This window comes from Dinoroseobacter sp. S124A (genome assembly GCF_049801015.1).
Taxonomy (GTDB): domain Bacteria; phylum Pseudomonadota; class Alphaproteobacteria; order Rhodobacterales; family Rhodobacteraceae; genus Dinoroseobacter.
In genome coordinates this window covers 1-14,273 of the sequence record NZ_JBNAGD010000008.1, presented here as the reverse complement: position 1 = coordinate 14,273, position 14,273 = coordinate 1, and the positions used below count along the sequence as shown (strand labels likewise).

12 protein-coding genes are annotated in these 14,273 nt (G+C 64.0%); 7 read left to right on the top strand and 5 right to left on the bottom strand.

Annotated elements, in window-relative coordinates:
• Window positions 1-137: 137 nt before the first annotated feature.
• Window positions 138-566 carry a TIGR01244 family sulfur transferase gene (locus tag ACP15I_RS17725; RefSeq protein ID WP_424967241.1) on the top strand — a complete coding sequence of 143 codons (429 nt, stop codon included), beginning with the start codon at window positions 138-140 and terminating at the stop codon, window positions 564-566.
• A 64-nt stretch (window positions 567-630) separates the two neighbouring features.
• Here ACP15I_RS17725 and ACP15I_RS17720 read toward each other — a convergent pair whose 3' ends face one another.
• The 5 genes from ACP15I_RS17720 to ACP15I_RS17700 form a co-directional block, all read right to left on the bottom strand.
• On the bottom strand, window positions 631-1,632 hold the full coding sequence (locus ACP15I_RS17720; protein WP_424976103.1) for a FliM/FliN family flagellar motor C-terminal domain-containing protein: 1,002 nt from the start codon (window positions 1,630-1,632) through the stop codon (window positions 631-633).
• Between the two features lie 92 nt (window positions 1,633-1,724).
• Entirely contained in the window at window positions 1,725-4,418 is a 2,694-nt protein-coding gene (locus ACP15I_RS17715) for an ATP-binding protein (protein WP_424976102.1), read from the bottom strand.
• Window positions 4,418-4,813: a hypothetical protein gene (locus tag ACP15I_RS17710; RefSeq protein WP_424967238.1), complete on the bottom strand. Its 396-nt coding sequence runs from the start codon at window positions 4,811-4,813 to the stop codon at window positions 4,418-4,420. Before ACP15I_RS17710 ends, ACP15I_RS17715 begins: the two co-directional genes overlap by 1 nt.
• Window position 4,814: 1 nt before the next feature.
• On the bottom strand, window positions 4,815-5,180 hold the full coding sequence (locus tag ACP15I_RS17705; RefSeq protein ID WP_424967237.1) for a response regulator transcription factor: 366 nt from the start codon (window positions 5,178-5,180) through the stop codon (window positions 4,815-4,817).
• Between the two features lie 125 nt (window positions 5,181-5,305).
• Window positions 5,306-6,601, bottom strand: a complete 1,296-nt coding sequence (locus tag ACP15I_RS17700; protein ID WP_424967236.1) for a short-chain fatty acyl-CoA regulator family protein — start codon at window positions 6,599-6,601, stop codon at window positions 5,306-5,308.
• 228 nt (window positions 6,602-6,829) lie between these two features.
• Here ACP15I_RS17700 and ACP15I_RS17695 point away from each other — a divergent pair, with 228 nt between their 5' ends.
• The 6 genes from ACP15I_RS17695 to acs all read left to right on the top strand — a co-directional run.
• Window positions 6,830-8,194, top strand: a complete 1,365-nt coding sequence (locus tag ACP15I_RS17695; RefSeq protein WP_424967235.1) for an ABC transporter substrate-binding protein — start codon at window positions 6,830-6,832, stop codon at window positions 8,192-8,194.
• A gap of 100 nt (window positions 8,195-8,294) precedes the next feature.
• Window positions 8,295-9,326 carry a branched-chain amino acid ABC transporter permease gene (locus ACP15I_RS17690; protein ID WP_424967234.1) on the top strand — a complete coding sequence of 344 codons (1,032 nt, stop codon included), beginning with the start codon at window positions 8,295-8,297 and terminating at the stop codon, window positions 9,324-9,326.
• 3 nt (window positions 9,327-9,329) lie between these two features.
• The gene (locus ACP15I_RS17685; RefSeq protein WP_424967233.1) at window positions 9,330-10,538 is read left to right on the top strand and encodes a branched-chain amino acid ABC transporter permease; all 1,209 of its coding nucleotides are present in this window, start codon (window positions 9,330-9,332) and stop codon (window positions 10,536-10,538) included.
• Between the two features lie 12 nt (window positions 10,539-10,550).
• Window positions 10,551-11,306 carry an ABC transporter ATP-binding protein gene (locus tag ACP15I_RS17680; protein ID WP_424976101.1) on the top strand — a complete coding sequence of 252 codons (756 nt, stop codon included), beginning with the start codon at window positions 10,551-10,553 and terminating at the stop codon, window positions 11,304-11,306.
• Between the two features lie 12 nt (window positions 11,307-11,318).
• Window positions 11,319-12,074, top strand: a complete 756-nt coding sequence (locus ACP15I_RS17675; protein WP_424967231.1) for an ABC transporter ATP-binding protein — start codon at window positions 11,319-11,321, stop codon at window positions 12,072-12,074.
• A gap of 247 nt (window positions 12,075-12,321) precedes the next feature.
• Window positions 12,322-14,273, top strand: a 1,952-nt coding sequence (gene acs / locus ACP15I_RS17670) for an acetate--CoA ligase (RefSeq protein ID WP_424976100.1), incomplete at its 3' end; no start/stop codon positions are given.

The window sequence follows — 14,273 nt, the reverse complement described above, 5'->3', positions numbered from 1 at the left end:
GTGACGTCCTTGTCAGCACATTAGACACTTCAAACCGTCACGGCCTTGATACAGGTCAACGGTGACGGATTTGCGACGCACGACCGCGCGTTTTTGCAGACTCGACGCCGTTGCGCGGGCCTTCTACATACGCGGTCATGGATATCCGTTCGCTCTCGCCCAATTTCGCCGTCTCCCCTCAGATCGCGCCGGAAGACATCCCGGCTCTTGCCGAAGCGGGGGTCGCCGCAGTGATTTGCAATCGCCCGGACATGGAAAACCCCGTGGAGCTGCGGGCCGATGTGCTCCGCACCGCTGTCGAGGCCGCAGGTCTCGCGTTTTACGACAACCCCGTCATGGGCGGCGGTCTGTCCCTTGAAGATGTTCAGGCACAGGCCAAAGTGATGGCCGAAACCGATGGCGCGGTGCTGGCCTATTGCGCGTCGGGCACACGCTCTGCGATCCTCTGGGCCTTTGCTATGGCCGGAGAGATGTCCACCGATGACATTCTCGCAGCGCTATCCGGGGCGGGATACGCGCTGGATGGAATGCGTCCGCAACTGGATGCGCTTGCCGCCCAACGCTGAACAAGCGGCACGTCGGGGCGTGGGCCAATGCTGACATCGTTCCGACGTTGGAGCAGACGGCGGGTCAGCTCGGGTCCGATGTTATGGCGAGGCCCGCGCCGTCTTCGAACCCTTCGGGATTATGGGCAAGCGCCTGGGGCGGTGTTTCCGCCTTGGCGGTCGCCTTGGGCGCGCGTTGCGCGCTGATCTCGTTGAGGCGCAGGGCGCGCACGCCGCGGGCCTGCCCGAGCCGTGCCGTCGCCACGCAGGGCCCGTTGCGCCGCCCGATCGTCACCGACGAGAGCGCAGAGGCCGGGATCGGCACCTGATCGCCCACGGCCCAACGGCGCACTTCGTCCAGGGTCAATTCGAGCTTGCACAGGACCGCTTCGAGTTCCGCCGGGCTTTCGAGGACGGCGGCGCGCCAATCCTTGGCCCAATCCTCGACCCCGCGTTCCGTTTCTTCGGGGACAGCGACGCCTCCGGCTTGCGGACGCGCTTGCGGCAGGGCCGCCCAGAACGTCACCGCGCGGCTGCCATCGAATTTCGCTTCGATGGTGTGGATCTTATAGGGCACATCCACCGCAGACATGCCGATGATTTCGGGTGGGATCATGCAATCGGCGGGGGCGAAATCAGCCAGCCAGGCTTCATGGGCGCTCCCCTCCATCAGCTCGCGCCAGGCTTCGAGGAACCGCTCCAGAAATCCGTGGCACAGCAAGCGGTCAATGGTGCTCGCAGAGCGCGGCTCCCCTTCCCCGTCGGAAATACGTCCTGTCGTGGTTTTCTCCACCAGCGCGGTCAAGCCGCCCGGAGACAGGGCCAGATAGCCTTCGGCCTCGTCCGGCGCGGGACAGGGAATGATCAGGCCGGCCTCGGCCATGACATCGCCCAATTCCAGCCCGCCAGAAACATCGGTCACCTCGACCGTCTGCGCCGACACCTTGAGCCCGGCGGCGATAAACCCGGCCCGCGCCATTGCTTTCATGCAGCCGGTCTCCAGCGTGACCGCGAGGGACCCGGCCGCGGGCGCAGGCGTGGTCTCCATCTTGCGCCGTAGGAGGCTGGTCTGATCGGGATTGGACATGGGGCGACTCGCGTTCTGCAATTCGGGACGCCTTGTTGTCGCGCAGAACCCGTTAATGCCCGGTAACTGATCGCCGCCAAAACCGCGACAATTCAGGCAACAGCCCGGGAAATCCGCATCGGGAACGTCACGCGGAAGGCCGCCCCCTTCTGACCGCGCAGATAGCTGATCGAGCCCCCCAGCTTGACCATCACCTCGCGGCAGATCGCCAGCCCCAGCCCGGCGCCTCCGGCCTTGGACTGATCATCGAGCCGGGCGAATTTCTCGAAGATGACGCTCTGGCTGCGCGCGGGGATGCCCGAGCCATTGTCGATGAAGTCGAGCGCCAGGGCAGCGCCCGTGGTGCCGACACGGATAGTCAATTCAGGCTCGTCGGCATCGCAATACTTGATGGTATTGGCGATGATATTGATGAACACCTGCACCAGCCGATCCGTATCCGTATGGATCAGGTGATCCTCGCGTTCCGGGTCGCGCAGCACCTTGAGCGGCCGGTTGCGCCCCGCCGCCGTGGCCGACAGCGCGCGGTCGAGCAGGTCGGCCAGCACCTCTTCCTGCGGGTTGAGGACCACCTGCCCGTTTTCCAGCACGCTGAGATCCAGAAGATCGTCCAGCAACCGGGTCAGGCGCAGGCTCTCATCATGGATGATCGTGGAATACCGGGTCTGCGCGCCGCTCTCGAGGGTGCCCTCCATCAGGATCTCGGAAAAGGAGCGGATCGAAGTCATTGGCGTGCGCAATTCGTGGCTGATCTGGCTGAGAAAGGCGTCCTTCTGGATCGACAGCTCGGTCAGCTTTTCATTGGCCTCGCGCAGCTTGGAGGCGGTCGCCTCCAGCTCGCGGGACTTCGCCTCGAGCTGGCTCGAATACTCCATCATCTGCGCGGTTTCATCGGCCACGGCCATCAGCTCGCGCACAGAGACCGCAGCCCCGCCGTTGATCTGCGCGATCATCGCATGGGCAGTGGCGGCCCCGACCGACCCGGCCAGCTCGCGCTCCAGGTCCACGAGGAATTCCGGCGTGGTATCCGGCAGGTAGCCCGTCTTGCCCTGTTCGGCGGCGGCGCGGACAAAGACGCTCTGGGCGTGCTGGGGCCCGAGGATCCGCTGCGCCATGATGAGCAGGTCCTCGGCCTCGGCCCGCCCGCCGGCCCAGCTGCGCGGGGTGGAGGAATGCTCGAACACATTGACGAATTGCGCGCCCTGCAGCCGCTCCATCGGGGACGGGAAAGACAAGAGAGAGACCCCGAGGAACAGCCCGCCATTCACCACCATGGACCACAAAAGCGTATGGACCAGCGGATCGAGCCCGGTCAGACCGAACAGGGCGTGGGGCTTGAGAAAGCCGATCCCAAGAGGTCCATGGGCGACGATATCGGCAAAGAGCGATTGCGGCACCGCCAAGCTCGGCAGGTAGAGCGTGTATCCCCAGAGCGCGAACCCCGCGACCAGCCCCGCCACCGCGCCGCGCCGGGTCGCGCCCCGCCAGAAGATCCCGCCCAGAAGCGCAGGCAGGATCTGCGCCGCGCCGACAAAGGAGATCAGACCGATTGCCGCCAGCGCCTCGCCGCTCTCGGACACCGCGTAATAGGCAAAGCCGAGCCCCAGCACCGCCGCGATGGACACCCGGCGCGACAGCAGCATCGCGCGGCGCACATCGCCCGAGACACTCGCCTTGCCGCCATCCTGAAAGCTCAGCCAGACTGGCATGATCAGGTGGTTCGACACCATGGTCGAGAGTGCGATCGCCGCCACGATCACCATGGAGGTGGCCGAGGAGAACCCCCCGAGAAAGGCCAGCGCCGCCAGGGTGTTCTGGTCTTGGGACAGTGGCAGTGTCAGCACGAAGAGATCCGGGTTCGCCCCCTCGGGCATGATGTCGAGTCCGACCACCGCAATGGGGATCACGAAGAGGCTCATCAGCATCAGATAAGCCGGGAAGGCCCAGCTCGCCGTGCTCAGATGGCTTTCATCGGCATTCTCGACGACGAGCACCTGGAACATGCGTGGTAGACAGATGACCGCCGCGGCGGAGACGAAGATCAACCCGACCCAGCGGCCGCCCTGCACCTCCCATGCGGAGACGGGCGAGGCGTCGATCCGGGCCAGTACATCCGCGACACCGCCGCCAATGCCCCAGACCACGAAGACACCCACGGCCAGCAGGGCCACGAGCTTGACGATGGCTTCCACGGCAATGGCCATGACCACGCCGTGATGCCGCTCGTTCACATCGAGGTTCCGGGTCCCGAAGAGCACCGTGAAAATCGCAAGACCGATCGCCACCCAGAGCCCATCGGTCACCCCGTCCACCGGGTTGGCGAGATCGGCCATATCCTCGGCCCCGAAGACCGCCAGCGAGAGCGAGACCGATTGCAACTGCAACGCGATATAGGGCGCGGAGGCAATCACCGCGACCACGGTCACGATCACGGCCAGCCCGTTCGACTTGCCGTAGCGTGACGAGATGAGATCCGCGATCGAGGTGATCCGCTGGGCGCGACCGATCCGCACAAGCTTGCGCAGGAGCCACCACCAGCCCACGAAGACGAGCGTAGGACCGAGATAGATCGTGACGAATTCCAGCCCCGAGCGGGCCGCGTACCCCACGGCGCCGTAGAAGGTCCAGGCCGTGCAATAAACCGAGAGGCTGAGCGTGTAGATCATCGGCGCGCGCAGCCAGCCGATCTTGCCCTGTGAAGCCCGACGCTCGGCCACGAAGGCCACCGCGAAGAGGAACACCACATAGGCAAGCGAGATCACCACCAGCAGGTTCAGCGAGAGCATTACCCGTCTCCGTTCCGATCAGGATTGGCGGGCGGGGTCTGCCCGCCCAGGGCGCGACCGAGCGTGCTGTCGGGCGGCGGTGCCAAAAGGTCGATCTCGGCGCCCTCGGTCGCGGTCGCAGGGGATGGCGCGAAGCCCGGAGCACGCGTGGTCGTCTGCTCTGCGCGCCGGATATAGCGGGTGAGCAGCGCGCTGAAGACAATCAGCAACAGCCAGAGCAGGAAGACATAGATCATCGCCTCTGCGGTCGACCCCGCCTGCCCCTTGGGCAGAAGCAGCATCGGCACCACGAACAGGAATGTCCCGAACACCGGCAAGAGCCGCGCGGCATCGATCAGCCGCCGATGGCGGTACGGCTCAGGCTGCAGGAACAGAGGCGGCCGTCCCCGGGCCATCTCAGGCGCTCAGATCCCGCACGCGATCGAGAATTTCGCGGTTCGAGAAGGGTTTCGTCATGAAATGGGACACGCCATAGCTCTCGGCGAGCTCGCGATCCTTTTTCTGACCTTTCGCCGTCAGCATCAGAACCGGCATCTCGGCGGTCTCCGGGTTCTCCCTCAGATCGCGCAGGATATCGAACCCGCTCCGGTTCGGCAGCATCACGTCGAGCATGACCAGATGCGGCGCCTCCCGGGCGATGGCGTCCAGGGCCGTGGCCCCGTCGGAATGTGTGCGCACGTGCCAACCCTCGCGCGACAGTATGAAACTGATCGCCTCGATGATATTCGGCTCGTCCTCGATAACCAGAACGGTTTTCGCCATGATCGGGTCCTCCTCCGCTCTGGCGATTCTCAGGCGCACCACAATCACCCGCTTGACGGCGCATGTCAAAGCACTACCGACCGTGACTGCCGTATTTTCGGGCGCCGGGAGGACGGGTTGCGGTTTCAGCCCGCAAGGATCGAGGGTTCGCGCCTTGCGCTGCAGGCGTCCCGGGGACAGATGCGGCAGGTGGTCCCGATGGCCCGGGCCTCGGCCGCATCCCGTTCCGGGCGATCTACTTCCATCACCAGCATCCAGGCCCGGGGGATCTGCGGCACGTCAAAGGCCACGGGCGCGCTCACCTCGCTGATTGCATAGGTCACAAAGCGCCGCCCGGGCGGGGTTACGACCTCGACCTTGAGGGGCTGGGTCGGGTGGCTCAGGGACTGATAGACCGGCCAGAGCGAACAGGCCGCCCCGAAGCGTGGGATCGGGAAGCCGTCGATGCCCTTGCGGTGCAGCAGGCTGCCGGAGCTGTCGGCCACCACCAACCCCACATCCACTGCCCCCGTCGATTGCGGCAGACAGGCGAGCCGGTGCATGACCTGGGGCAGCGGCACCTGGAATTGCTGGGCCAGACGCGCCGGATCCCGTTCCTTGGCGAAGGCGGCCTGCAAGGGCTTGAGCGGCAGCCGCTCCGCGTCCCGGATATAGGTCCGGAAATAGCTGAGCGCGAGGGCGCGGGCCTGGGGCGTGGTCAGCTGGGGTGCGTGGTCGATCAGATCCTCGGCGGCGGCAATCCCGCCGGTCTCGAGCGGCGCCAGATGGTGCTCATGCTCGGCGAGCACGGATTCCAGCGCTTCCTGCGCCGTGGCGAAGGTCACCTCCGAGGCGACCTGCGTGTCGAAATACGACACCAGCGCCTGACTGCCCTGGGCCAGCCGGTCGCTTTCCTCCAGCATGTTGCGGTGGAAGCGGTCGCGCCAGGCGGCCTCGATCTCGGGGGTCTGGGCGAGGATCGCGGCGGTGGACCGGATCGCGGTCACATTCGAGACCAGATCATGCATCGCCTCGGCCAGGAACGGGTCATGGGTCAGCCGGTCATTCAGCGCCTCGATGGTGCGTTCCTGATTGACCATGCGCCGTCGCTGGGCGGCGACGAGCTGGGCCCAGCCGGGGAAGCGGGCCACGAACTCCTCGATGCGGTCCAGCTCGGCCGCGCTGCGCCGGGCGGAGGCCGCCGCCTCCCGCAGCCCTTCGAGCAAGGTTTCCTCTGCGCCCTGGGTCAGGGCGTTCACATCGACCCGCAGGGCCGTGGCGATATCAAGCAGGACTTTTCCGCCGATTCTGCGCCGGTTGTGTTCGATCAGGTTCAGGTAAGATGCGGATATTCCAACATCGCGGGCCAGATCGGCCTGCTTCATGCGCAAAGACTGCCGCCTTTCGCGGATGCGGCTGCCGGTCAGAGAGCTCTTGGGCATGGATAAACCTGAGTGTTATCACGGGTTTTCTGCAACCGCGCGAGAATAACTTTACACATACTGCAACTGCATTGTCCAATCCTTTACAAATAAACCCTTCAAATCGAACGACTTGTTGCGCCGCGCTGCAAATTTGTAATTTCTTTGGGGCGGGTTTGCACGCCAGTGCGACCCGCGCGGGGCGGGAGTGAGGATCAGCCCCCGAACAAAAATATTGGGAGGACTTCAATGTCTAAATCTGAGATCAGTCGCCGTCGCGTCCTGAAAACAGGCGCGGCCACAGGTGCGGGCCTTGCCCTGCCCACGATCTTTACCGGCGCCGTATGGTCGGATGGTCACAGCGGCTTCACCAACGCGCCCCAGGGCAGCAGCGTCACACTGGGCTTCAACGTGCCCCAGTCCGGCCCCTATGCCGACGAGGGTGCGGACGAACTGCGCGCCTATGAGCTGGCTGTCGAGCACCTGAACGGTGGCGGCGATGGCGGCATGATGAGCACCTTTAGCTCCAAGGCGCTGCAAGGCAACGGCATCCTGGGCAAGAAGGTCGAGTATGTCACCGGTGACACGCAGACCAAATCCGACGCCGCGCGCGCATCCGCCCGCTCGATGATCGAGAAGGACGGCGCGGTGATGGTCACCGGCGGCTCCTCCTCGGGTGTGGCCGTGGCCGTGCAGGCACTCTGCCAGGAAGCCGGCATCATCTTCATGGCGGGTCTGACCCACTCGAACGACACCACCGGCAAGGACCGCAAGGCCAACGGGTTCCGTCACTTCTTCAACAGCTACATGTCCGGCGCCGCACTGGCTCCGATCCTGGCGAAGAACTACGGCACCGACCGGAAGGCCTATCACCTGACGGCGGACTACAACTGGGGCTACACCACGGAAGAAGCCGTGAAGTCCTCGACCGAAGCCATGGGCTGGGAGACGGTGAACACCGTTCTGACCCCGCTGACCCAGACCGACTTCTCGGCCTATATCACGCCGGTTCTGCAGTCTGACGCAGACGTGCTCGTGCTGAACCACTATGGCGGCAACATGGTCAACTCGCTGACCAACGCGGTGCAGTTCGGCCTGCGCGATCGTCTGGTCAACGGCAAGAACTTCGAGATCGTCGTGCCGCTCTACTCGCGCCTGATGGCCAAGGGTGCCGGTGCCAACGTGAAGGGCATCTTCGGCTCCACGAACTGGCACTGGTCGCTGCAGGATGCAGGCAGCCAAGCCTTCGTCCGCTCCTTCGGCACCAAGTACGGCTTCCCGCCGTCCCAGGCCGCGCATACCTGCTACGTGCAGGCGATGCTCTATGCGGATGCGGTCGAGCGCGCAGGCTCGTTCAACCCCTGTGCCGTGGCAGAGGCCCTCGAAGGCTTCGAGTTCGACGGGATGGGCAACGGCAAGACGCTCTATCGTGCCGAAGATCACCAGTGCTTCAAGGACGTGCTCGTCGTGAAGGGGAAAGAGAACCCGACCTCCGAGTTCGACCTTCTGGAGATCGTGGAAGTCACCCCGGTCGAGCAGGTGACCTACGCCCCCGACCACCCGCAGTTCGGCGGCGCAGACGCGACGCTCGGGACCTGCAACCCGGGCGCCTGATCCGCACCGATCTGACCCCTAGACCGGGGCGGGCGTGTCTGCGCCCGTCCCTCCTCTGCGCCCCGGACAGGCGCAGTCCGCATCAGCCGAGGTGGGAGCCATGGACGCAATCATCCTTCAAATTCTCAACGGTCTGGACAAGGGATCGGCCTATGCGCTGATCGCGCTGGGTCTGACCTTGATTTTCGGCACCCTGGGTGTCGTCAATTTCGCCCATGGGGCGCTGTTCATGATGGGCGCGTTCTGCGCCGTGACCCTGAGCCGGATCCTCACCTTGAGCCATCAGGTGGTGGACGAGACCCGGACAGACTTTCTCGGCAACCCGCTCAAGGTCGATGTGCCGTATGTCTACGACATATTCGGGCAGTCGGCGGGCGATACGATCATCGACTGGGCGGTGCCACTGGGCATCCTCTTTGCCCTGCCGATCATGGCCGGCATCGGCATCGCCATGGAGCGCGGGCTGATCAAGCACTTCTACAAGCGCCCCCATGCGGACCAGATCCTCGTGACCTTTGGCCTCGCCATCGTGCTGCAGGAAGTGATCAAGTATTTCTACGGCGCCAACCCCATCCCGACCCCCGCCCCCGAGGCCTTTGTCGGCTCCTTCGACTTCGGCGCGATGCTGGGCTTCGATCCGGGCTCGATCATCTATCCCTACTGGCGTCTGGTCTATTTCGTCTTCGCGATGGTGATCATCGCCGCCGTCTTCGCCTTCCTGCAATTCACCACCTTCGGGATGGTCGTGCGGGCCGGGATGGCTGACCGCGAGACCGTGGGCCTTCTCGGCATCAATATCGACAAGCGCTTCACCATCATGTTCGCGATTGCCGCCTGTGTGGCGGGGCTTGCCGGGGTGATGTACGCGCCGATCAACTCACCAAATTACCATATGGGGATGGACTTCCTCGTTCTGAGCTTCGTGGTGGTGGTTGTCGGCGGCATGGGCTCCCTGCCCGGCGCCGTGGCCGCAGGGTTCCTGCTCGGCATCCTCGAAAGCTTTGCGTCGATGTCCTGGGCGATCAACCTCGTGCCCGGCATCAACCAGATCATCATCTACCTTGTCGCAATCATCATCTTGCTGACCCGGCCGCGTGGCCTGATGGGACGCAAGGGCGTGATGGAGGACTGATCCATGTTCGGACTTGAGAAAAAAGACACCGTCCTTCTGATTATCGTCGCCTGCCTGACGATGTTCGCGCCCTTCCTGCTCAACCCGTTCCCCGAGGGATCCGGTCTGGCGCAGTTCAATGCGGGCTATCCGGACCTGATGCAGCGCTTCGTGATCTTCGGGATCTTCGCCATCGGCTTCAACATCCTGTTCGGCCTGACCGGCTACCTCTCCTTCGGCCACGCGGCCTTCCTCGGAGTGGGCAGCTACGCGGCGATCTGGATGATGAAGCTGCTGACCATGAATGTGATCCCGGCGATCATCGGGGCGGTCATCCTTGCGGGCATGTTCTCGCTACTGGTGGGCTGGATCTCGCTGCGGCGCTCGGGGATCTACTTCTCGATCCTGACCCTGGCCTTTGCCCAGATGTCCTATGCGCTGGCCTATTCGGTTTTGACGCCGATCACCGGCGGGGAAACCGGCCTGCAGCCCAAGGTCAATGACCCGCGTCTGCTGGACCCGGCCCTGGCAGAGGGGGCAACGCCCTCGGCCAACCTCTTTGGACTGACCATGAAATCCAGCTACGAGCTGAATGTCGGCGGCTGGCTCTTTACCTTCAACGCGGGCTATTACCTCGCGGCCGTGGTCATGCTGATCAGCTTCTACGTGGCGATCCGCATCTTCCGCTCGCCCTTCGGGATGATGCTGCGGGCGGTGAAATCCAACCAGCAGCGGATGAACTATACCGGCCTGAACTCCAAGCCCTACACCCTCGCCGCCTTTGTGATCTCCGGCATGTATGCCGGTCTCGCAGGCGGGCTGATGGTGGCGATGGACACCCAGGTGGGGCCGGAACGGATGTTCTGGACCGCCTCCGGCGAGGTCGTTCTGATGACCATTCTCGGCGGTGCGGGCACGCTGATCGGTCCGGTTCTGGGCGCAGGCATGATCAAGTACATGGAGAACATCATCTCCAAGATCAACGAGACCATCCTGCACCAGTGGTTCGCCTTCCTGCCCGACGGGATGGAGGACGCGCTTGTCGCCATGGTCTATCCCTTCATCGGCAAGGGCTGGCACCTGACGCTCGGCATCATCTTCATGCTGGTGGTGATCTTCCTGCCCGGTGGCCTCGTTGAGGGCGGCCAGCGCATCGCGCGCCTCTTTGGCCGCGGCAAGAAGGCCGACAGCGATGACGGCAAGAAATCTGCCGAAACTACCCCCGCGGAATAAGGAGAGAGACCCATGGGAATTCTCGAAGTGAAAGGGGTGGGCAAACGCTTCGGCGGCCTCCAAGCGCTCGGTGACGTGAACCTCTCAGTCAAGGAACAGACCGTTCACGCCATCATCGGCCCTAACGGGGCGGGCAAATCCACCCTGCTCAACTGCCTTGTGGGCAAGCTGATCCCGGATACCGGCTCGGTGATGTTCGATGGCCAATCGGTGCTGGGGCGCTCCCCGCATGAGATCTGCCAGATGGGGATCTCCCGGGTGTTCCAGACGCCCGAGATCTTCAGCGATCTGACGGTGATGGAGAACGTGCTGATCGCGTGTTTCGCCAAGCGGGACGGGTCGTTCGAGCTCAACGCGATCGTCTCGGTGCGCAGCCAGGCGGATATGCGCGAGATGGCCGAAAGCATCCTCAAGGATGTGAACATGCTCGACAAGCGCAACATGCATGCGGCCTCGCTCAGCCGGGGCGACAAGCGGCGGCTCGAAATGGCCATGTGCCTCGTGCAGCAGCCGCGGATGCTGTTGCTGGACGAACCGACCGCGGGCATGGCGCGGGCCGATACGAACAACACGATCGACCTGCTCAAAGAGATCAAGAACACCCGCGATATCACCATCGCGATCATTGAGCATGACATGCATGTGGTGTTCTCGCTCGCCGACCGGATCACGGTTCTGGCCCAGGGCACGCCCCTGGTCGAGGACAGCCCGGAAAACATCAAGGGCCATCCCAAGGTGCGCGAAGCGTATCTCGGCGAAGCGCACTAGGAGGGGATAGAGATGAATGTGAAGCCTGACTTCTCCAAAGGCGTGAACCACGCCGAAACCGCCCCCGCCTATCTGAGCGTCTGGGACATGCACGCCTATTACGGCGAGAGCTACATCGTCCAAGGCATCAGCTTCAACGTCCATGAGGGCGAGATCCTGGCACTTCTGGGCCGGAACGGCGCGGGCAAGACAACGACCCTGCGGGCCATCGCGCGACTGGCGGATCCGCAAGTGACCCATGGCGAGATCTGGCTCGACCACCAGCGCCTCCACGAGATGGAAAGCCATGAAGCCTCGGTCGCGGGTCTGGGACTCGTGCCCGAAGACCGTCGGATCATCCCCGGCCTGACGGTCGAAGAGAACCTGCAACTTGCGCAAATCGTCGAGCCCAAGGGCTGGTCCATCGAGCGTCTCTATGACCTCTTCCCGCGCCTCGGCGAACGCCGCAAGCAGGAGGGCGTGACCCTGTCGGGCGGCGAGCAGCAGATGCTCTCGATTGCCCGGGCGCTGGCACGCGACATCAAGGTCCTGCTTCTGGACGAGCCCTATGAGGGCCTCGCCCCGGTGATCGTGGACGAGATCGAGAAGACCCTGCGCATCATCAAGGAGCAAGGCATCACCACGGTCATCGTCGAGCAGAACGCCGTGCGCGCCCTGCAACTGGCGGACCGGGCGGTGATCCTCGATACCGGCTCCATCGTCTTCGACGGCACTGCCGCCGAAGTGCTCGAGAACGCAGAACTGCGCGCCGAGTACCTGGCGATCTGATCGCCATCCCCCCGCCCGGGGCGCTTCCTAAGGGCGCTCCGGGCTCCCTGCCGCATTCGGCGCGCGCCCTGCGTGAGATCAAGTCTCGGGCCTGCGCTCTTGATCTCGCGCAAGCGGGACGGCTCGCTGCGACGGCATCTACGACCAAAGCACAAGGCGACAGCGACCGCTGCGGCAACCCGCAGCCTTGATCGCCGCCCCACCCGCTTGCACAGTTTTCCAAATATTCCGAACCCGGGGGAGCCCAATGCTTGACGAAAAAGACGGTGTATACACACCCAGCGCCGACTTCGTGAAAAACGCCCATATCAACTCGGACACCTACGACGCGATGTATTCTGCGTCGGTTTCTGATCCTGAGGGGTTTTGGGGGGAGCATGGTCGGTCTTTGGACTGGATCAAGCCCTATACGAAGGTGAAGGACACGTCCTTTGCGCATGATGATGTGCATGTGAAGTGGTTCGAGGATGGCACGCTGAACGTGGCGGCCAATTGCATCGACCGGCATCTGGCCACGCGCGGGGATCAGACCGCGATCATCTTCGAGCCCGATGATCCTGCCGAGCCGGCCCAGCACATCACCTACAAGGCGCTGCACGCTTCGGTCTGCAAGATGGCCAATGTTCTTGAAGAGATGGGCGTGCGCAAGGGCGACCGGGTCATCCTCTATCTCCCGATGATCCCCGAGGCGGCCTATGCGATGCTCGCCTGCGCGCGGATCGGCGCGATCCATTCGATCGTCTTTGCGGGCTTCTCCCCCGATGCCCTGGCCGCCCGTGTGAACGGCGCCGATGCCAAGATTGTCATCACGGCCGATTACGCCCCCCGTGGCGGCCGTCAGACCCCGCTCAAGTCCAATGCGGATGCGGCCCTGCTGCACACCAAGGACAGCGTCAAGATGCTGGTGGTCAAGCGCACCGGCGGTCAGACCACCTGGGTCGACGGGCGCGATTTCGACTATAACGAGATGGCGCTGGAGGCCTCGGACCACCACATGCCCGTCGAGGTCGAGGCCGAGCATCCGCTGTTCATCCTCTATACCTCCGGCTCCACCGGTCAGCCCAAGGGCGTGGTGCACAGCTCGGGCGGGTATCTTCTCTATGCGGCGATGACCCAGAAATACGTCTTCGACGTGCATGAGGGCGACATCTACTGGTGCACGGCCGATGTGGGCTGGGTCACCGGCCACAGCTACATCGTCTATGGCCCGCTCGCCAATGGCGGCACCACGGTGATGTTCGAGGGCGTGCCGACCTATCCGGACGCGTCCCGCTTCTGGGAGGTCTGCGACAAGCACAAGGTCACCCAGTTCTACACCGCCCCCACCGCGATCCGCGCGCTGATGGCGAAGGGGCCGGAGTTTGTCGAGAAATGCGATCTGAGCACGCTCAAGGTGCTGGGCACCGTGGGCGAGCCGATCAACCCCGAGGCCTGGAACTGGTACAATGACCATGTGGGCAAGGGCAAATGCCCGATCGTCGACACCTGGTGGCAGACCGAGACCGGTGGGCACCTGCTGACGCCGCTGCCCGGGGCCACGGCCCTGAAGCCCGGCTCGGCCACGACGCCCTTCTTCGGCGTCCAGCCCGTCGTGCTCGAGCCCACCACGGGCGAAGAGATCACCGCGACCGAATGCGAGGGCGTGCTCTGCCTCAAGGACAGCTGGCCGGGCCAGATGCGCACGGTTTACGGCGACCATGAGCGCTTCGTGAAGACCTACTTCTCGGACTACAAGGGCTACTACTTCTCGGGCGATGGCTGCCGCCGGGACGCGGATGGCTATTACTGGATCACCGGCCGGGTCGATGACGTGATCAACGTCTCGGGCCACCGGATGGGCACCGCCGAGGTCGAAAGCGCGCTCGTGGCCCATGCCAAGGTCGCCGAGGCCGCCGTGGTCGGCTACCCGCACGAGATCAAGGGCCAGGGCATCTATTGCTACGTGACCCTGATGAATGGCGAAGAGCCCTCCGAGGAGCTCCGCAAGGAGCTGCGCACCTGGGTCCGCACCGAGATCGGCCCGATCGCCGCGCCGGACCTGATCCAATGGGCCCCGGGCCTGCCGAAAACCCGCTCCGGCAAGATCATGCGCCGCATCCTGCGCAAAATCGCCGAAGACGACTTCGGCGCCCTCGGAGACACATCAACCCTCGCAGACCCCTCCGTCGTCGACGACCTCATCGAAAACAGAATGAATAA